We start from the raw sequence: 18,373 nt of genomic DNA, 5'->3' as shown, positions 1-18,373 counted from the left end.
AGAATGGGTAGGCCCGGTAAGCTTGCGCCACCGGGCATTGTTCTTAGAACATCATGGACATCCACGGATAGCCAATCAGCAGCAGGGCCGCCAGGAAGATGGCACCGAAGATGGTGCCCAGACGCCAGTAGTCTTTGGTTGGCAGGTAGCCGCTACCGTAGTAAATCGGGCTTGGACCCGTACCGTAAGGGGTAATGATCCCCATCACGCCCAGGGAAGTGACCATCAGCAGGACAAACACTTCCATATTCATGCCCGGGATGGTGGAGGCGATAGTCAGCATTGCAGGTAGCAGCGCCGTGGTGTGCGCGGTGGTGCTGGCAAACAGATAGTGCAGCAGGTAGAACGCCAGCAGCAGAACAATGGTCGCCACGCCAGGTGAAATACCGCTCATCAGCATGCCGCCTTCTTTGCCCAGCCAGCTGATAAAGCCGGTAGAGGAGAGGCCATCTGCCAGTGCCACCAGGGTAGCGAACCAGACGAAGGTGTTCCATGCCGCTTTGTTGCCGGTGATGTCGTTCCACTCCAGCACGCCCGTCCATAGCATCAGGCCGACGATTAACAGAGCCGCCATGGCCGGTTCAATCCACGCCGCCGCGAAGATCCACATCATCAGCGCACAGCAGACGAACACCAGCAGCAGGATTTCGTTGCGCGACAGTTTGCCCAGTTTTTCCAGTTCACGGGTCGCCCACAGCGGCACTTCGTTGTTCACTTTCACTTCTGGCGGGTAGAACCAGTAGGCCAGCAGCGGCATGGTCAGGATCAGAAGGATACCCAGCGGCAGGAAGGCGAGGAACCAAGTCCCCCAGGAGATATCAATCCCTACCGTACTTTTCACCAGAGCCAGTGCCAGCAGGTTGGGTGCCAGCGCGGAAAGGAACATGGAACTGGTGATACAGGCCGCAGTAATGGCAACCCACATCAGATACGAGCCGATCTTTCGCGCGCTCGGGTCGTTTGGTTTTGAACCGTACAGCGGTGGCAGGTTGGCGATAATCGGGTAGATGGTCCCGCCGCTGCGCGCGGTGTTGGACGGCGTGAACGGGGCCAGCAGCAGGTCTGCGAAGGTAATGGCGTAACCGAGCGTCAGGCTGCGGCGGCCAAGATACTTCACCAGAATCAGTGCCAGACGGCGGCCAAAGCGGGTTTTGTCGTAGCCCGCGGCGAACATAAAGGCGCCGAAAATCAGCCACACGGTAGAGTTACCAAACCCGCTCACCGCCCACTTAAAGGAGGCACCCGCCAGTTTGAATTTCGGGTCCGCCAGCTGTTCCGGACTGAACAGTACCCACTGGCTGCAGAGCGCAATCGCCACTACGCCAGTCAGGCCAATAACCGCGCCCGGCAGGGGCTCGAAGATTAACCCGACAATCACGCCGACGAAGATGGCGAAGTAGTGCCAGGCATAAGGAGGCAACCCGTCAGGGACGGGAACAAACAGCAGAAGTATGGCGACCACGATCGGCAGCGCCATCATCAGCAGACGTTTTGCCTTCCCGTTAGATGCTTTACTCGCCGCAGGAGGCGTTACAGCAGTTTTTGTATTCATAGTGTCACGTCTTAAGTTGTAAAAAATTCGGCTCAGGGTGAATACACACTTCCGCGTTCTTTTAGGTGTTCGCTTTTTTTAGTTATTTAAGGTGCGGTTTGTCTATTCAGTAATAGCGATTTAACGCATTTCTGGATGCGCTAAATTAAAAAATGATGATATTTATATATTGCGCCTTTAGAGTCCAATTCTATTGATCGCGATCAAATAAATAGAATAGAGGGAGTATTTTTAAACTTTTTAAAATAACTACTCCGGCTTATGTGGGTATTATGGGTTTTTGAGAATCAATTTATCATATTGATAACAATATTATATCTGGTGTTAGTATATGTAATTGATTAAAAAGAGTTTTTATTGGTAATGGGGTAATGGTAAGGCCATTCCTTACTTAACATGTTTTAAATAATTGTGAATTATTTAAACATTGTCACTAACACCAATGTATTACGAATGTTATTTCAGGGATTAAATAGTTTTATAACTAACGTAATAGCTTTAGTAACTAAAAAAATCTTTATATTAGTATTATGACATCGGCATAAAAAAAGAAATAAAACTACGCCCGATAACGAATTCTTAATTTCTCAAGTTTGGAGTTTTTATTATGAACACTAACGAACGCATGTTGAGTCCTTTCACTTTACCGAATGGTACCGAACTGAAAAACCGTTTGTTAATGGCGCCAATGACCACCTGCACCGGCTATTACGATGGTTCCGTGACCAGCGAGCTGGTGGAGTACTACCGGGCGCGGTCAGGAAGCATCGGCACAATCATCGTTGAGTGCTGTTTTGTCGACGATCTGGGCCTCGCTTTCCCCGGCGCGATTGGTATCGATAACGACGAAAAAATTGCCGGGCTGGCAAAAATCGCGGAGGCCATCAAATCCAAAGGCTCCAGAGCGCTACTGCAAATCTACCACGGTGGCCGCATGGTCGACCCGAAGTTGATTGGTGGCCGCACGCCGGTTGGGCCGAGCGCAGTTGCCGCACCGCGTGAGGGGGCCGCAACGCCGGTTGCCCTGACCACCGAAGAAGTGGAAGGGATGATCGTTAAGTTTGGCGACGCGGTGCGTCGCGCGATTCAGGCCGGCTTTGACGGCGTCGAGATCCACGGTGCCAACACCTACCTGATTCAACAGTTTTATTCCCCGAACTCTAACCAGCGCGACGACGAGTGGGGCGGCAGCCGCGATAAGCGCGCCAGATTCCCGCTGGCGGTGCTGGACATCACCCATAAAATGGTGCGCCAGTACGCGGACGATGCTTTCATCATTGGCTACCGTTTCTCACCCGAAGAGATGGAAGTGCCCGGGATCCGCTTCGACGACACCCTGTACCTGCTGGAAAAACTGGCGGCGCGCGGCGTGGATTACCTGCACTTCTCCGTCGGCGCAACCCTGCGTCCGTCCATCGTGGATACCCAGGACCCAACGCCGCTTATCGAAAAATATCTCGCGATGCGCTCTGACACCCTGGCTCAGGTGCCGGTGATGGGCGTGGGTGGCGTGGTGAATGCGTCTGACGTCAATGAAGCGCTGGACCACGGCTACGATCTGATTGCCGTAGGCCGTGCGACCATCGCCTACCCGGACTGGACCGACCGCATTGCCGCGGGCGAAAACCTTGAGCTGTTTATGGACAGCACACAGCGTGAAGCGTTGAACATCCCGGAACCGCTGTGGCGTTTCTCGCTGGTGGAAGCCATGATCCGCGACATGAGCATGGGCGAATCCAAATTCAAACCGGGCACGTTTGTTGAGAAAGTCCAGGACGACACTAACGAGCTGGTGATCAACGTTAGCCTTGAGACCGACCGCATTGCCGATATCGAACTGGCCTCCGGCCCGGAGGACAACGTAGAGTTTGTCACCAGCTTTGAAGAGATCCGCACCCGCATCCTTGATGCTAACACCCCGCACGTCGATGCCATTACTGGCGCGACAAGCCAGAGCGAAGCGGTGAAAAAAGCCGTTTCCAAAGCGATGTTGAAATCCAGTAAAGCGCTGGCGGCAGAGGAGGGGGCGGACCCGAACGAAACCAAATCCTTTGATGTTGTCGTGATCGGCAGCGGCGGTGCGGGGCTGGCAGCGGCCATTCAGGCCCACGATGAAGGCGCGAGCGTGCTGATCGTCGAGAAAATGCCGACCATTGGCGGTAATACCATCAAAGCCTCCGCCGGGATGAACGCGGCAGAAACCCGCTTCCAGCGTGTAAAAGGGATCCAGGACAGCAAAGCGCTGTTCTACAAGGAGACCCTGAAAGGCGGCGGCAACAAGAACAACCCGGAACTGCTGCATCGCTTCGTTGAGAACGCGCCTGAGGCCATCGAATGGCTGGCAACGCGCGGTATCATGCTGAACGACATCACCACCACTGGCGGGATGAGCATCGACCGCACCCACCGTCCAAAAGACGGCTCTGCGGTGGGGGGCTATCTGATCAGCGGCCTGGTGCGCAATATCAACAAACGCAATATCGACGTGATGCTCGACACCTCCGTCAGCGACATCCTGTTTGAAAACGGTGAAGTGACCGGCGTACGGCTGACCACCGAAGAGAACGAAACCTTCACCGTCGATGCGAAAAGCGTCATTGTGGCGACCGGTGGCTTTAGCGCCAACAGCCAGATGGTGGTCAAATACCGTCCTGACCTCGACGGGTTTGTGACCACCAACCATAAAGGGGCCACCGGCGGCGGCATCGCCCTGCTGGAACGTATTGGCGCGGGCACCGTGGATATGGGTGAAATTCAGATCCACCCAACCGTTGAGCAGAACACCTCGTACCTCATTTCTGAATCCATTCGCGGTGGCGGGGCGATTCTGGTAAGCCAGCAGGGTAACCGCTTCTTCAACGAAATGGAGACCCGCGATAAAGTCTCCGCGCAGATTATTGCCCTGCCGGAGAAATACGCTTACATCGTCTTTGACGAGCATGTTCGCACCAAAAACAAAGCGGCGGATGAGTATATTGCCAAAGGCTTTGTCACCAGCGCCAGCTCGCCTGAGGCGCTGGCCGAGAAGCTGGGAATGGACAGCGAGGCCTTCCTGACGACGCTGGCGCGTTACAACGGCTTTGTCGAAAAACAGCATGACGATGATTTTGGCCGGACCACCGCGCTGCGTGCGCCAATCAACGAAGGGCCGTTCTACGCCATTCAGATTGCACCGGGTGTGCACCACACCATGGGCGGCGTGACCATTAACACCGAAACCTGCGTACTGGATACTCACCACAACGTGCTGCCGGGCGCGTTTGCCGCGGGTGAAGTGGTCGGCGGGATCCACGGGGGTAACCGTATCGGCGGTAACGCCGTGGCAGATATCATTATTTTTGGTACCCTTGCCGGACATCAGGCGGCGATGCGCGCGAAAAATGCCTAAGGTATCTGTGTTGCAGGCCGGATAAGCGCAGCGCCATCCGGCATTTTCCCCGGCGGCGCGGTGCTTGCCGGGGCGACATCGAGGAGACATGCTATGCCCGACGGCCATCGCGTCTACAGCTATTCCGCCGTTCTGATGGGGTCCCCCATCCTCCTTAAACTCTTCTCCCATGACGAAGCGCTCGCCTCCCGCGTTTTTCGCCTGATCCGCCACTATGAAGATCTGTTTACCGTCAACCGCGCTCAGTCAGAGGTGATGGCGATCAATCATGCTGCCGGTCTGCACCCGGTTACCGTTAGCCGCCCGGTGTTTGAGCTGATCCGCTGTGCGCGGGCGGCAAGCCTGCTGAAAAACAGCGCGTTCAACCTCGCGATTGGTCCCCTGGTCAAGCGCTGGAAGATCGGCTTTAAGGGCGACAGCGTACCGCCTGCCGATGATATTGCCGCGCTGCTGGCTATCACCCGCCCGCAAGAGGTGGTGCTCGATGAAACTGACTCCAGCGTATTTCTGACCAAAGCCGGAATGGAGATCGACCTGGGAGCCATTGCCAAGGGCTACATTGCCGATCGCGTGCGTGATTATCTGCAAAAAGAGGGCGTTGAACGGGGGTTGATTAACCTCGGCGGCAATATCCAGACGCTCGGGTCGCCGGAGGGTGGCTGGAGCGTGGGGCTGAAAAAACCGTTCAGTACCGATGCACTGATTGGTGCCATCACGGTGGAGAACCGGTCAGTGGTGACTTCAGGAACTTACGAGCGTTATTTTGAGCAAAACGGCAAACGCTATCACCACATACTCGACCCGCGTACCGGCTACCCGCTGGACAACGCGCTGGACAGCGTCACCGTGGTGTCGAAAGATTCCCTGGATGGCGATCTCTGGACCACGCTGTTATACGGGATGGGCGCAGAAAAAGGCTGCGAGGCGCTGCGCGCGCGCCCGGACATTGAGGCCATCTTTGTGACCAAAAGCAAAGAAGTGGTGATCTCGTCGATGCACCACTTCCGCTTCACCTTACTGGATAACGCCTACCGCGTTACTGACAATACTGTTTAAGCAGCCCGATCTGCTCGGGTTGCAGACGGTAGCGATAAACCGGACGCCCGGTCGCACCGTAATGAATACTGGTGAACAGGATGTTGATCTGCGCCAGCCAAATCAGATACTTGCGGCAGGAGACGCGGGAAATATTGACCGCGTTGGCCAGATCGTCGGTGGAGAACTCCGTCTCGGGATGTTCGTCAATCCACTGGCAAATGGTGCGCAGCGTTTGCGGCGTCAGCCCCTTCGGCAATTTTTTACTGTCCGCCAGCTCAGGCGCGCCGCCGTGCAGCAGCCTGTCCACATCCGCCTGCTCATAGTACTGATGTGAGCCCATCAGGTTGTGCTTCGCCTTCCAGCCGTTCAACGCCTCTTCAAAGCGCGGGAACTGGAACGGTTTGATCAGGTAATCGACCACGCCGTAATGCATGGAGGTCTGAATGGTGGCGGCATCGGACGCGGAAGAGATCATAATCACGTCAATCGGGCGGCCGGACGCGCGGATCACGGGCAGCAGATCCAGGCCGTTATCCTGCTGCATATAGACGTCGAGCAGCACCAGATCGACAGGCTGGTCGGGATTGTTGATGATGGCCTCGGCCTGGTTGAGCGTGGAGGCGACGCCGCAGCAGCTAAACCCGTCAACACGATTGACATACAGACGGTTGAGGTCGGCTACCATGGCGTCATCATCGACAATTAATACATTTATCACGCGATATTCCTCTCGCTATCCCAGGGGATGTGAACAAAAAATTGAGTAAATACGCCCGGCTCAGACTCGACGGTAATGTCACCGCCCAGATTCTGGATCTGCTGGCGTGCAAGGAATAGCCCAACGCCGCGGTTTTCACCTTTCGTTGAGTACCCTTTGGTAAAAACGTCCTCCAGATGGAGGGGATCGATACCGGGACCGTCGTCGCTGACTTCACAGCTTAGCCAGCCGCTCTGATAGTGCAATAAAAGGCCAATCTCGCCCTCTGGCTGATCGTGCATGGCATCCAGCGCGTTTTCAATCAGGTTGCCGAGCACGGTGACCAGCACCGCGGCCTGTTCTTCGTTAGCCGTATCGGGCAGGTGACAGTCTTCGGCCAGCGTCAGGGTAACCCCGGCCTCCTTGGCGCGATTGATTTTGCCAAACAGGAAGCCCGCAATGACCGGTGATTTAATTTTGCGCTGGATCGCGCCGATATCGGTCTGGTAATTATTCGCGGTCTGGAGGATATACTCCTCCAGCTTGTCATAGCGTTTCATGTGCAGCAGGCCCAGGATCACGTGCAGCTTGTTCATAAACTCGTGAGTATGGGCGCGCAGGGCGTCCACATAGTTCACCATGCCGTCGATACGCTGCATGAGCTGGCTGACCTCTGTTTTATCACGGAACGTGCTGATCGCACCGATAACCCGGTTCTGGCTTTTCACCGGCACCATGTTACACAGCAGAAGCCTGCCGTTGCAGCCGATCTCCCGATCCTGACGCGCCACGCCGGTTTTCGCCACCTCGCGCAGGCTTGCCAGCAGCGGTTCGCTGGCGTTCTCCGACTGTTGACCCGACGGCAACAGCAAAATTTCTCGCGCGGCGTGGTTCACCATCGTCACGCGACCATGGGTATCCACCGCGATAACCCCTTCGCGCAGCGACTGAAGCATCGCCTGCCGTTGTTCAAACAGGGCCGAAATTTCATACGGCTCCAGCCCAAACAGGATCCGTTTCAGCACCCGGACCAGGCCCCAGATCGCCAGCGAACTCATTAATATGCTGAACAGGATCGTCCAGACCGCGTTCAGCCTTCCGCGCGTGATCTGATCTTCCACCTTTTTCAGGGAGATCCCCACGATCACCACGCCAATCTGATCGTGCTGGTTATCGTAAACGGGGGTAAACACGCGCAGCGCTTCGGCGAGCGCGCCCCGGTTGACGGAGACGTTCTCTTTCCCCTCCAGCGCGGGTGTCAGATCGTCACCAATAAAATGCAGCCCCAGCAGCGCTTCGTTTGGGTGCGAGTAGCGGATACCGCGCATATCGGTCACAACGGTGAACAGCAGATCGTTGCGCCGGGTAACGGCCTGCGCGATGGGCTGAATAATATTATCCTGAGGCGATGCCATTAAACCGCGCCGGACGTCCGGGCTGTCGGCAAAGGTGCGCGCAATGCCGAGGGCGGTATCTTTGACATCGTCTCGCGTGGCGCGGGTGATTTGCATGGAGTAGAGCGCAAATACCAGCAGCAGAACGGAGCCGATGATGGCACATACCATGAGCGTGACCAGAGTGTAGAGTTTCATCGGACGCCTGCGCGCCGGAGAAAGTTGCTGCAAATCGCTCATTACCGCTCCGCGATGATCGTGAAAGGGGGTAATTATCACCGATGACGGGCATTTCTTAAAGCCGTGTAAATCTGGCCGTTGCGCCGCTTTCGTGACCCTCCTCGCAGGTCATCCATATAAAACACTTTATAGTGTGTGGGAACTCATAATAAGGAGGCTGTTTATGAGCATTATGCTTACCGGTTCGGTCAAGGAAAGACGGCACGCCAGCACGATGAATATCGACCGATTGTCCACGCTGGACATGCTGAACGTCATTCACCAGGATGATGCCCACATCTTACAAGCCATTACTCCCTTTTTACCTCTTATTGCCCGCGTGGTCGATAACGCCGCCGCCACGCTAAGCCATGGCGGTCGCCTGGTGATCGTGGGCGCTGGCCCTTCCGGGCGAATAGCGGAACAGGCGGCGGCGGAGTATGCGCCGGGTAAACACCCTGTCCTTGCCATTACGGCGGGAGAGGAGGCTAACAGCTACGAGCAGGGCGTGGCCGATCTTCAGGCGATCACCTTCGGCGAGCATGACATGATGCTGGCCCTCACCGTCAGCGGTAAAACGCCCTGGGTCTGGGGGGCAATGCGCCACGCCTGGTCGCTGGGGGCTGTTGTCGCGGTTATTACGGGCGACGCCCAAAGCGAAGCGGCGCAGCTGGCAAGCATGGTGATCGCCCCTGAACTGGGTCCGGACGTGGTGGCCGGGTATGGCAATACCAAAGCCGAAATTGCCCAAAAGATGATCCTCAATCAGGTGACGACCGGGTTAGCCGTTCGTACCGGGCGGGTCTACAGCAATCTGCGCGTTGATATCGAGGCGAAAAATACCCGATGGGCGGAGCGGCAAATCGCCATTGTGATGGCGGCGGCGGGCTGTACCCGGGCGGTAGCGAAAGCGGCACTGGAGGGCTGTAACCAGAATTGCAAAACGGCGGTCTTAATGGTGCTGACAGGGCTGGATGCCTGGCAGGCGCACGAGCTGCTGGCGCAAAATAACGGGTTTATCCGGGTGGCGTTGCAGGAAGCGCCATAACAAAAAAAGCCCGCATACGCGGGCTTTATCATTTATCAGGATTAGAACTGATAGGTCATGCCAACGCCAACGATGTCGTCGGTAGAAATACCGTATGCATTGTACAGGCCTTCGTCTTCATCCAGCATGTTGATTTTGTAGTCAACATAAGTAGAGAAGTTTTTATTGAAGCTGTAGGTCATGCCCAGGTCAACGTAGTTAACCAGGTCTTTGCTGAAGCCCTGACCATCCAGGTCTTTGCCTTTTGAGTAAACCCACGCCAGAGAAGGACGCAGGCCGAAGTCGAACTGGTATTGAGCTACCGCTTCGAAGTTCTGAGTCTTGTTCGCGATACCGAAATCACCGAATGGCGTCATGTCGCGGGTTTCTGCATACATCATGGCCAGATAGATGCTGTTCGCGTCGTATTTCGCGCCAACGGTCCAGGCTTCAGCACGCTCGCCAGCAGCTACACCAACGCTTTCGTGGCTTTTCCCTTTACCTACCTGTTTGTTGGTACGATCGGAAGAAGAGTAGGCCGCACCCAGGCTCAGACCTTCGAGATCGCTCGCGAAGTCATAAGAGGTAGACATACCGTAGCCGTCGCCGTTCTGGAAGCGAACGTCGTTGTGGCCATTTTTCGTGCCTTCCTGGTCTTCTTCGGCGTTAGCGCCTTCGTTCGCACCCTGATACTGCAGCGCAAAGTTCAGGCCATCAACCAGACCGAAGAAATCATTGTTGCGGTAGGTTGCAAGGCCGTTGGCACGGCCAACCATGAAGTTGTCGGTCCAGGTGTAGGAATCACCACCGAATACCGGCAGCATATCGGTCCAGGCTTCAACGTCATACACCACGCCATAATTACGGCCATAGTCGAATGAACCGTATTCGCCATATTTCAGACCGGCATACGCCAGACGGTTATAGGATTTATTAGCGCCTTCGGTGTCGTTGGCGAAGATCTTATATTCCCACTGGCCGTAACCGGTCAGGTCGTTAGTGATCTGCGTTTCGCCTTTGAAACCCACCTGGATGTAGGTTTCGTCACCATCATCGCCTGGGTTATCAGAGAAGGTATGACGCGCGTCGACTTTGCCGTACAGGTCAACTTTGTTGCCGTTCTTGTTGTACATTTCAGCCGCGTTTGCTGCGCCTGCCATTAATAATGCGGGTACCAGAATTGCCAGAACTTTTCTTTTCATTATATATTCCCTTTAAAGATAATTTATATGAATATATGTAATCACTCTCCGCAATTACAGGGTCGATACTATTCTAAGGATTGTTTTTTTGGTTCAAAAATAAATGTAATTAATCTGGTATAAATATTACAAAATATTTCTATTTATCTCTTTATTTTTCATGTGAATGAATTTCCTTGCTGCATAAGGCCTAATTATTATTAAGTATTTCTATTTTGTATTTTTCTGGATGTTTAATTTGCAATGCTTATATATTTCATACGCCCTCAGGTAATAAATGGATAAGGGGTAATGTGTACCTCGTAAGGGAAGGGTGCTGGTTACAGGGAAAATTGCTATGGTTAGCGTTTAAAAAAGGATAAGACCATGGAACTTGCACCCTGGCAGCGCCGCTTTGAAGCGTGGCTGACCAAAAACCACACGTCGGATGACGCCGCCCATGATATATCGCACTTTCGTCGCGTCTGGATGACGGCACAAAAACTGATGGCGGGCCAGCCGGTCGATCCGCTGGTAGTCCTCACCGCATGCTATTTTCATGACATTGTCAGCCTGCCGAAAAATCATCCTGAACGCGGCCAGTCGTCGCAGCTGGCGGCACGTAAAACGCGGGACATTCTGCAGCGCGATTTCCCGGACTTCCCGGCGCAGCATTACGCCGCCGTGGAACATGCTATCGAAGCGCACAGCTTTAGCGCCGGGATTGCGCCGCAAAGTCTGGAGGCAAAAATCGTTCAGGATGCTGACCGGCTGGAAGCATTAGGTGCCATTGGCCTGGCGCGCGTCTTTGCGGTCTCCGGCGCGCTGGGCGCGGCACTCTTTAATGCAGAAGACCCTTTCGCCGAAGCCCGAACCTTAGATGACAAAGCCTGGGCGCTCGATCACTTCCAGACCAAGCTGCTCCGTTTGCCTGACACAATGCAAACCGCAGCCGGGCGCGAATTCGCGCGGCATAACGCCGATTTCCTGATAGATTTTATGGCGAAACTCAGCGCTGAACTGCAGGGTGATTGCCTGGGGCGTGATAGCCAGGTGCAGAACCGCTTCCGTCGCAGTTTGTGATCCTGAACTGTGGTAATCTGTTCCCCGTCTTTATTGTCCGGTTAAAATAATGCAGGAAAATCAATTCGTCACTGAGCCCGCGCCCGAGCGGGTTGAGAAATCAACGGCAGCGGTGCAGGCGTTACTGCGCCAGCTGCTGGATATCTATGATGCAAAAACCCTGGCAAACCAGCTGGAGAACCACGGCGGGAGCCACTGGAGCCCGGCAATCGTTAAAAGACTGCTCATCAGCGACCGGGCAGGCCAGCGCCTGAGCGACGATGAGTTCCGCTACCTGCAAAATTTGCTCCCGCGTCCCTCTGTCGCGCACCCGAACTATGCGTTCCGCTTTATCGATCTCTTTGCGGGCATCGGCGGCATTCGCCACGGTTTTGAAGCGATTGGCGGCCAGTGCGTGTTTACCAGCGAGTGGAATAAACATGCGGTGCGCACCTACAAAGCCAACTGGTATTGCGATCCAGACGAACATCATTTCAATGCGGATATCCGCGACGTGACCCTGAGCCATAAAAGCGGCGTGACCGATGAAGAGGCCGCCCACCATATTCGCCAGGCTATCCCGGCGCACGATGTGCTGCTGGCGGGCTTTCCGTGTCAGCCTTTCTCTCTGGCAGGGGTCTCGAAAAAGAACGCACTGGGGCGCGCCCACGGTTTCGCCTGTGATACTCAGGGCACGCTGTTTTTCGACGTGGTACGCATTATTGACGCCCGCCGTCCGGCCATTTTTGTGCTGGAAAACGTCAAGAACTTGAAGAGCCACGACGGCGGGAAAACTTTCCGCATCATCATGCAAACCCTGGACGAACTGGGCTATGACGTGGCGGATTCGAAGGACATGGGGGCCGACGATCCGAAAATTATCGACGGCAAGCATTTCCTGCCGCAGCACCGCGAGCGTATTGTGCTGGTGGGCTTCCGCCGCGATCTCAACCTGATGGGGGATTTCACGCTGCGCAATCTTCCCGCACTCTATCCGGCTCGCCGTCCCACCATTGCGGACCTGCTGGAACCTGCCGTGGACACAAAATTCATTTTGACCCCGGTGCTGTGGAAATATTTGTACCGCTATGCCAAAAAACATCAGGCCAAGGGTAATGGCTTTGGTTTTGGTATGGTGAATCCGAACGATCCGCACAGCGTTACCCGGACGTTATCGGCGCGCTATTACAAAGACGGTGCCGAGATCCTTATCGACAGAGGCTGGGATAAAGCGCTGGGTGAAAAAGATTTCGACGATCCGATCAACCAGCAGCACCGCCCGCGTCGCCTGACCCCGCGTGAATGTGCGCGTCTGATGGGGTTTGAAACGCCACAGGGCTACAGTTTCCGCATTCCTGTGTCGGACACCCAGGCCTATCGTCAGTTCGGCAATTCAGTGGTCGTCCCGGCGTTTGCCGCGGTCGCGAAGCTGCTGCTTCCTCGTATTCAGCAGGCCGTTGCGCGACGTCAGAGCGAGGCCGTCAATGACGGATGTTCACAATAAGGCCACCCGCAGTAAAAACATGCGGGCCATCGGCACGCGTGATACCGCCATTGAAAAACGGCTGGCCGGCCTGCTGACCGAGGCTGGCTTCGATTTTCGCGTGCAGGACGCGGCGCTTCCCGGGCGTCCTGATTTCGTTATCGCTGATTACACGTGCATCATTTTTACCCACGGCTGTTTCTGGCATCACCACGACTGCTATCTGTTTAAAGTCCCGGCCACGCGGACTGACTTCTGGCTGGATAAAATCGGCAAGAACGTGTTGCGCGATCGTCGCGATATCGCCGCGCTTATCGCGCAGGGCTGGCGGGTATTGGTGGTCTGGGAGTGTGCGCTGCGCGGCAGGTTAAAGCTGAAGGATGCGGAGCTGAGCGAACGGCTGGAAGAGTGGATCTGCGGCGGCGGTCAGGCCGCGCAGATCGATACCCAGGGGATCAGCCCGCTTACGGTTTCTCCCCCTCACACGCCACGACCACCGGCTTAGCGGGCAGCAGGTATTTGCCCAGCGTCACCAGCACCACGGCAAATACAATCACCCCAAGCGCCAGCCACTCGATGGTGGACAGCGTTTCGCCGCCAAAACCGGTTCCCAGCAGCACCGCAACCACCGGGTTCACATAGGCATAGCTGGTGGCGACGGCGGGGGAGACGTTGCGGATCAGGAACATATATGCGTTGATCGCAATAATGGAGCCGAAAAGCGCCAGATAACCCACGGCAAGGAAGCCCGAAAGCGGCGGCATCGCCGTCAGCTTCTCGCCGGTTAACAGCGAGGCGATAAGCAGCACAATGCCTGCCGCCAGCATCTCAATTGCCCCTGCCATCATCCCGGTCGGCAGCGCAATGCGCGAGCCGTACACGGACCCAAACGCCCAGCTCATCGAGCCGATCAGAATAATCACCGCGCCCCATGGGTTGCCGCTCAGATTGCCGCCGCTGTTCAGCATCACGATCCCGGCAAGCCCAATAGCAATGCCCAGCCACTCCAGCTTGCGGGTACGAATGCCAAACAGGCGGCTGAAGCAGAGCGTAAACAGCGGCACGGTCGCCACAACTACCGCCGCAATGCCGGAGGGCACGTTACGGTGTTCCGCAATGGTGACGAACCCATTGCCCACCGCCAGAAGCAGCAGGCCAATCAGGGCGGCGTTGAGCATTGGGCGCAGCGGTGGAAGTTTGTGGCCGCGCAGCAGCAGAAAGGCCAACAGCAGAACGCCAGCCGACAGGAAACGGACGCCAGCCATCAGCAGCGGTGGCCAGCTTTCGACGCCAATTCGAATCACAAAATAGGTGGAACCCCAGATGATATACAGCGAAAAAAGCGCCCCAATGAGCGGTAATAAGTGCCGGAAACGCATAATCCCTCACGACGAAATAAAAAGTTCGCTCATAGTAAACGCCAAAACTATCCCACAGGCGAGCGCTTTAATTGTGTTATAGATGTGAAATAATTGTTGACTTGAAGTGCCTGTTTCAGGGTTTTCGCTTTTGCTCCATACTATTTACTTAATTACCAAAAAAAGAAGGATAGAAATTTTGGCAGGAAGTAGCTTATTAACATTGCTGGACGATATCGCCACCTTGCTGGATGACATTTCGGTCATGGGAAAACTGGCAGCGAAAAAGACGGCCGGCGTGCTGGGAGATGATTTATCGCTAAATGCCCAGCAGGTCAGTGGGGTCAGGGCGAACCGGGAGCTGCCCGTCGTATGGGGCGTGGCGAAGGGGTCTTTTCTCAACAAGGTTATTCTTGTGCCGCTGGCGCTGTTGATCAGCGCATTTATCCCCTGGGCGATCACGCCGCTGCTGATGATTGGCGGGGCTTTTCTCTGTTTCGAAGGGGCAGAAAAAATTCTGCACTCTTTTGCATCGCGTAAAGAGAACGACACGCCGGAGGTGCGCCAGCAGCGTCTGGAGGCTCTGGCCGCGCAGGATCCGAAAACCTTCGAGCGCGATAAGGTTAAAGGCGCTATCCGTACCGACTTTATTCTGTCGGCGGAAATTGTGGCGATCACCCTCGGGATTGTCTCCGACGCGCCGCTGCTCAATCAGGTGCTTATCCTGTCCGGCATCGCCATCCTGGTGACGGTGGGCGTGTATGGCCTGGTGGGGCTTATCGTTAAGCTGGATGACATTGGCTACTGGCTTGAAGAGAAGTCGAGCGCGGTCGCGAGAGGCATTGGTAAAGGCCTGCTGGTGCTTGCGCCCTGGCTGATGAAAAGCCTGTCCATCGTGGGTACCCTGGCGATGTTCCTCGTCGGCGGCGGGATCGTGGTCCACGGCATTGCGCCGTTGCATCATGCGATCGAGCATTTTGCGTCAGCACAGGGGTCACTCGTGGCAACCATACTGCCTACGCTGCTTAACCTGGTTATCGGGTTTATCATTGGCGTCGCTGTGGTTCTTGTGGTTAAGATGGTGGGCAAAGTGCGCGGCACCTCGCATTAATTGTTGCGCGCGCCAGGATGCAAAAAGGCCGGTCCTCGTCTAAATTGAAACAGTTTCACCCTGATAAGGAGGCGGGTATGGTCTTTTTGGTCAGTGATGAAGTTAAGCCTAAAAATGGCGGCCCGCGCATGATTGTCACCGGGTATTCCAGCGGAATGGTGGAGTGTCGATGGCATGATGGTTACGGCATTAAGCGGGAGGCGTTTCGTGAAGACGAGCTTCTCCCCGGTGACCGACGCCAGCAGCGCGATAAGGCTTGATCACGTAACGCCCGGCCTGGCCGGGCGTTTTTACTGGGCTTAATGTAGTAGATAAAGAGTGGCAATCAGGGAGTGTGTGTGCAACGCGATACCTTTGTTGTAAGACGGTCTTTTCTGCACGGGTTACGCACGCGTAGCAATCCAGGCCTGATTGTAAATGTCTGTTTTCTGGTGGTGCTGATCTTTTCTACGCTGCTGACGTGGCGTGAGGTGGTGGTGCTGGAGGAGGCGTATGTCTCAAGCCAGCGAAACCATCTGGACATCGTGGCGAATGCGCTGGACCGGCAGCTGCAGTTTAGCGTGGATAAGCTGCTTTTTTTTCGCAAAAGCATGAACGAGGCGCTGAGTACCCCGCTGGCGTTTGGCGTTCTGCAGGATGCCGTTTCGCGCTTTAACGCACTGCGGACAAAACCCTTCTGGCAGCTGGCCGTCGATAAATCCCGAACCTTGCCCGTGAACGGCGTCTCCGACGTTTTCGTCGAAAAAACCACGCTGCTGAACCGGGATAACGCGTTGCTTAACCATGAAATCTCGGCCGCGCTTGAGGTCGGGTATTTACTGCGCCTGGCCTCCTCTTCGTCCCGCCGGGAAACGCGGGCGATGTACGTTTCCCGCGCCGGATTCTGGCTCGCCACCGACGCACCGGCGAAAACCACCGACGCCATTTCACGTTATTACGCGTTTGTGACCCAGCCGTGGTTCACCGGGCAGTCCGAACGTGAAAACCGCGCGGGCGCAGTGCGCTGGTTTTATGCGTCGACCCCGTCAGCCGTCGATCCACAGTCAACCGTCACCGCCAGCGTACCGGTCTATCACGATCGCTACTGGTATGGCATCATTGCCATGGAATTTACCCAGGCAACCCTGCGGCGTTTGCTAATGGAGGCGGTAGATGACCGCACGGAAGGGGAGTATCAGCTGTACGACACCCGCCTTACGCTGATTGCCTCCTCTGAGCTTTCATCAGCCAACGTTAATCAATTCGACGCCGCCGAGCTTGCGCAGATTGCGAAGGCGATTGAGGGCGATACGGAAGGGGGGCTGCGCCTGGGCAGCCGCTATGTGAGCTGGGTCAGGCTGGGACATTTCGACGGCGTAATGCTGCGGGTCCACACGCTTGATGAAGGCGTGCGCGGCGAATTCGGCAGCATCAGTATCGTGCTGGCGCTCCTGTGGGCGTTGTTCAGCGCCATGCTGCTGATCTCCTGGCTGCTTATCCGGCGGATGGTCAGCAACATGTATACCCTCCAGCACTCATTGCAGTGGCAGGCCTGGCATGACCCGCTGACCCGGCTCCACAACCGCGGAGCGCTGTTTGAGCGTGCCAACAGGCTCGCCAGAGAGTGTCAGGCGCAGTCCCGGCCGTTTTCGGTTATCCAGATCGATCTGGACCACTTCAAGAACATCAATGACCGCTTCGGGCATCAGGCCGGGGATAAAGTGCTCTCTCATGCCGCAGGGCTGATTGCGGGCGGATTGCGGCCCTGCGACGTCGCCGGGCGCGTGGGTGGAGAAGAGTTCTGCGTGGTACTGCCAGGTCTTGCCCTTCCGCAAGCGGCCGCCATTGCCGAGCGCATTCGCTCGCGCATCGACAGTAAAGAGATCCTGTTGAAAAAGAGCACGACGCTGCGCATCAGCGCCTCGTTTGGCGTGAGCTGCGCCCACGAGAAGGGGAACTACAATTTTGATCAGCTGCAGTCAATCGCCGACCTGCGCCTTTACCAGGCGAAACAGCGCGGACGCAATCAGGTGGTGTGGCAGGATCACGACAAGAAGTGATCCAGCCCCTCGCGCCAGCCTTCCGGGCCTGCGTGTTGCGTACGATAAACCCGCTCCGGCGAGTCGTTCACAAGCGTAATGCCCTGGCGGTTGATGCCTTTAATGACCACCGCATAATCAACGTTTTCCAGCAGCGGGGCGTCATTGGGGCCATCCCCGAGGCCTAACGTTGTGGGTTCGATGTTCTCATGCAGGCGGTACTGCTCAACCAGCCAGCGGGCCGCCACGTCTTTACCGCAGCGAACGTCCAGGACGTGCCAGAAGCGTGCCCCCTGCACCAGCTTAAGGCCGTGCTGGGCCAGTTCTTCTTCAAACTGCGCCATCTGTGCGTCGCTGTCGCGCCAGATTAAGGTTACGGACGCCTCATGCTTGCAGGCAAGGGTGGCGCGAAGGCGGGTAAGCCCCGTCCATTCGCCGATGGTCTGAACATCCACATCGTCAAACGTCGTGAATTTGTATTGCCTGCTGGCACGTATCCGGGCAAGACACTGCGCAATGTCCTGGTGCGCTATCCCGCTGAGGCTTCGCGAGGTGTCTTCCCAGCGAACGTCAGGCTGAATAACCGCGCCGTTTTCGGCAATGAACGGCAGGCCATCCAGACCCAACTCTTGCTGGATGTCCGCCATCTCTGCGGCGGTCTTGCTGCTGCACAGAACCACGGGGATTTGACGGTCGCGCAGCGTCTCCAGCCATGGCTTTGCAGGCTGCCAGTCATAGGTGTGAATATCGAGGAGTGTTCCATCCAGATCGGTGATGATGACCAGCGTCTCCTGCAGTGAAATCATAACTACTCCTGATTAAAAGTGGATGGCGCTCTAAGAATT

At 55.9% G+C, this 18,373-nt stretch carries 15 protein-coding genes; 9 read left to right on the top strand and 6 right to left on the bottom strand.

The window, feature by feature from the left end; all coding sequences use genetic code 11:
* Nucleotides 1-43 precede the first annotated feature (43 nt).
* The gene (locus QLG21_RS01645) at nt 44-1,552 is read right to left on the bottom strand and encodes an anion permease (protein ID WP_282483761.1); all 1,509 of its coding nucleotides are present in this window, start codon (nt 1,550-1,552) and stop codon (nt 44-46) included.
* Between the two features lie 607 nt (nt 1,553-2,159).
* Here QLG21_RS01645 and QLG21_RS01640 point away from each other — a divergent pair.
* Both QLG21_RS01640 and QLG21_RS01635 read left to right on the top strand, forming a co-directional pair.
* Entirely contained in the window at nt 2,160-4,940 is a 2,781-nt protein-coding gene (locus QLG21_RS01640; protein ID WP_137272435.1) for a flavocytochrome c, read from the top strand.
* Nucleotides 4,941-5,033: 93 nt separating this feature from the next.
* The gene (locus QLG21_RS01635) at nt 5,034-5,996 is read left to right on the top strand and encodes an FAD:protein FMN transferase (RefSeq protein WP_282483760.1); all 963 of its coding nucleotides are present in this window, start codon (nt 5,034-5,036) and stop codon (nt 5,994-5,996) included.
* Here QLG21_RS01635 and dcuR read toward each other — a convergent pair.
* Both dcuR and QLG21_RS01625 read right to left on the bottom strand, forming a co-directional pair.
* Nucleotides 5,977-6,696, bottom strand: a complete 720-nt coding sequence (gene dcuR, locus QLG21_RS01630; protein ID WP_102890543.1) for a two-component system response regulator DcuR — start codon at nt 6,694-6,696, stop codon at nt 5,977-5,979. The genes QLG21_RS01635 and dcuR overlap by 20 nt on opposite strands.
* Entirely contained in the window at nt 6,693-8,309 is a 1,617-nt protein-coding gene (locus tag QLG21_RS01625) for a sensor histidine kinase (protein WP_058610146.1), read from the bottom strand. The genes dcuR and QLG21_RS01625 overlap by 4 nt, the downstream gene beginning before the upstream one ends.
* A gap of 163 nt (nt 8,310-8,472) precedes the next feature.
* On the opposite strand from QLG21_RS01625, the gene QLG21_RS01620 reads away from it, so the two are divergent.
* The gene (locus QLG21_RS01620) at nt 8,473-9,336 is read left to right on the top strand and encodes an N-acetylmuramic acid 6-phosphate etherase (protein WP_282483759.1); all 864 of its coding nucleotides are present in this window, start codon (nt 8,473-8,475) and stop codon (nt 9,334-9,336) included.
* 41 nt (nt 9,337-9,377) lie between these two features.
* Here the strand turns inward: QLG21_RS01620 and ompC are convergent, their stop codons facing one another.
* Nucleotides 9,378-10,517, bottom strand: coding sequence for a porin OmpC (ompC, locus tag QLG21_RS01615; protein ID WP_282483758.1), 1,140 nt, complete (start codon nt 10,515-10,517; stop codon nt 9,378-9,380).
* Between the two features lie 366 nt (nt 10,518-10,883).
* Between ompC and QLG21_RS01610 the strand changes: the two genes are divergently transcribed.
* Genes QLG21_RS01610 through QLG21_RS01600 form a run of 3 tightly spaced genes read left to right on the top strand, consistent with a single transcriptional unit; the run spans nt 10,884 to nt 13,546 of the window.
* On the top strand, nt 10,884-11,579 hold the full coding sequence (locus QLG21_RS01610; protein WP_282483757.1) for a phosphohydrolase: 696 nt from the start codon (nt 10,884-10,886) through the stop codon (nt 11,577-11,579).
* A gap of 49 nt (nt 11,580-11,628) precedes the next feature.
* Nucleotides 11,629-13,062 (top strand): DNA cytosine methyltransferase, encoded by a 1,434-nt coding sequence (locus tag QLG21_RS01605; RefSeq protein ID WP_282483756.1) that lies wholly within the window; start codon nt 11,629-11,631, stop codon nt 13,060-13,062.
* A complete protein-coding gene (locus QLG21_RS01600; RefSeq protein ID WP_137849286.1) occupies nt 13,043-13,546 on the top strand; it encodes a very short patch repair endonuclease in 504 nt (167 codons plus the stop codon). Before QLG21_RS01605 ends, QLG21_RS01600 begins: the two co-directional genes overlap by 20 nt.
* Here QLG21_RS01600 and yedA read toward each other — a convergent pair.
* Entirely contained in the window at nt 13,506-14,420 is a 915-nt protein-coding gene (gene yedA, locus QLG21_RS01595) for a drug/metabolite exporter YedA (protein ID WP_006176227.1), read from the bottom strand. The genes QLG21_RS01600 and yedA overlap by 41 nt on opposite strands.
* Before the next feature lie 178 nt (nt 14,421-14,598).
* Between yedA and QLG21_RS01590 the strand changes: the two genes are divergently transcribed.
* From QLG21_RS01590 to dgcQ, 3 genes are all read left to right on the top strand, one after another.
* Complete coding sequence (locus QLG21_RS01590; protein ID WP_282483755.1) at nt 14,599-15,510, top strand: DUF808 domain-containing protein; 912 nt, start codon at nt 14,599-14,601, stop codon at nt 15,508-15,510.
* A 77-nt stretch (nt 15,511-15,587) separates the two neighbouring features.
* On the top strand, nt 15,588-15,770 hold the full coding sequence (locus tag QLG21_RS01585) for a DUF2158 domain-containing protein (RefSeq protein ID WP_042320149.1): 183 nt from the start codon (nt 15,588-15,590) through the stop codon (nt 15,768-15,770).
* 78 nt (nt 15,771-15,848) lie between these two features.
* The gene (dgcQ, locus tag QLG21_RS01580; RefSeq protein ID WP_282483754.1) at nt 15,849-17,549 is read left to right on the top strand and encodes a cellulose biosynthesis regulator diguanylate cyclase DgcQ; all 1,701 of its coding nucleotides are present in this window, start codon (nt 15,849-15,851) and stop codon (nt 17,547-17,549) included.
* Here the strand turns inward: dgcQ and QLG21_RS01575 are convergent.
* Complete coding sequence (locus QLG21_RS01575) at nt 17,534-18,334, bottom strand: mannosyl-3-phosphoglycerate phosphatase-related protein (protein WP_282483753.1); 801 nt, start codon at nt 18,332-18,334, stop codon at nt 17,534-17,536. The genes dgcQ and QLG21_RS01575 overlap by 16 nt on opposite strands.
* Nucleotides 18,335-18,373: the final 39 nt, after the last annotated feature.

It is taken from the genome of Enterobacter sp. V87_3 (genome assembly GCF_029967835.1).
In the GTDB taxonomy this organism is placed as follows: domain Bacteria; phylum Pseudomonadota; class Gammaproteobacteria; order Enterobacterales; family Enterobacteriaceae; genus Enterobacter; species Enterobacter cancerogenus.
Note: the sequence above shows the minus strand (reverse complement) of the source record. Positions and strands in the feature narration are given on the sequence as shown.

Coding starts and splice junctions, on each gene's coding strand:
- QLG21_RS01645 (WP_282483761.1), bottom strand. CDS start 1,552: ATGAATACAAAAACTGCTGTAACGCCTCCTGCGGCGAGTAAAGCATCT.
- QLG21_RS01640 (WP_137272435.1), top strand. CDS start 2,160: ATGAACACTAACGAACGCATGTTGAGTCCTTTCACTTTACCGAATGGT.
- QLG21_RS01635 (WP_282483760.1), top strand. CDS start 5,034: ATGCCCGACGGCCATCGCGTCTACAGCTATTCCGCCGTTCTGATGGGG.
- QLG21_RS01625 (WP_058610146.1), bottom strand. CDS start 8,309: ATGAGCGATTTGCAGCAACTTTCTCCGGCGCGCAGGCGTCCGATGAAA.
- QLG21_RS01620 (WP_282483759.1), top strand. CDS start 8,473: ATGAGCATTATGCTTACCGGTTCGGTCAAGGAAAGACGGCACGCCAGC.
- ompC (WP_282483758.1), bottom strand. CDS start 10,517: ATGAAAAGAAAAGTTCTGGCAATTCTGGTACCCGCATTATTAATGGCA.
- QLG21_RS01610 (WP_282483757.1), top strand. CDS start 10,884: ATGGAACTTGCACCCTGGCAGCGCCGCTTTGAAGCGTGGCTGACCAAA.
- QLG21_RS01605 (WP_282483756.1), top strand. CDS start 11,629: ATGCAGGAAAATCAATTCGTCACTGAGCCCGCGCCCGAGCGGGTTGAG.
- QLG21_RS01600 (WP_137849286.1), top strand. CDS start 13,043: ATGACGGATGTTCACAATAAGGCCACCCGCAGTAAAAACATGCGGGCC.
- yedA (WP_006176227.1), bottom strand. CDS start 14,420: ATGCGTTTCCGGCACTTATTACCGCTCATTGGGGCGCTTTTTTCGCTG.
- QLG21_RS01585 (WP_042320149.1), top strand. CDS start 15,588: ATGGTCTTTTTGGTCAGTGATGAAGTTAAGCCTAAAAATGGCGGCCCG.
- QLG21_RS01575 (WP_282483753.1), bottom strand. CDS start 18,334: ATGATTTCACTGCAGGAGACGCTGGTCATCATCACCGATCTGGATGGA.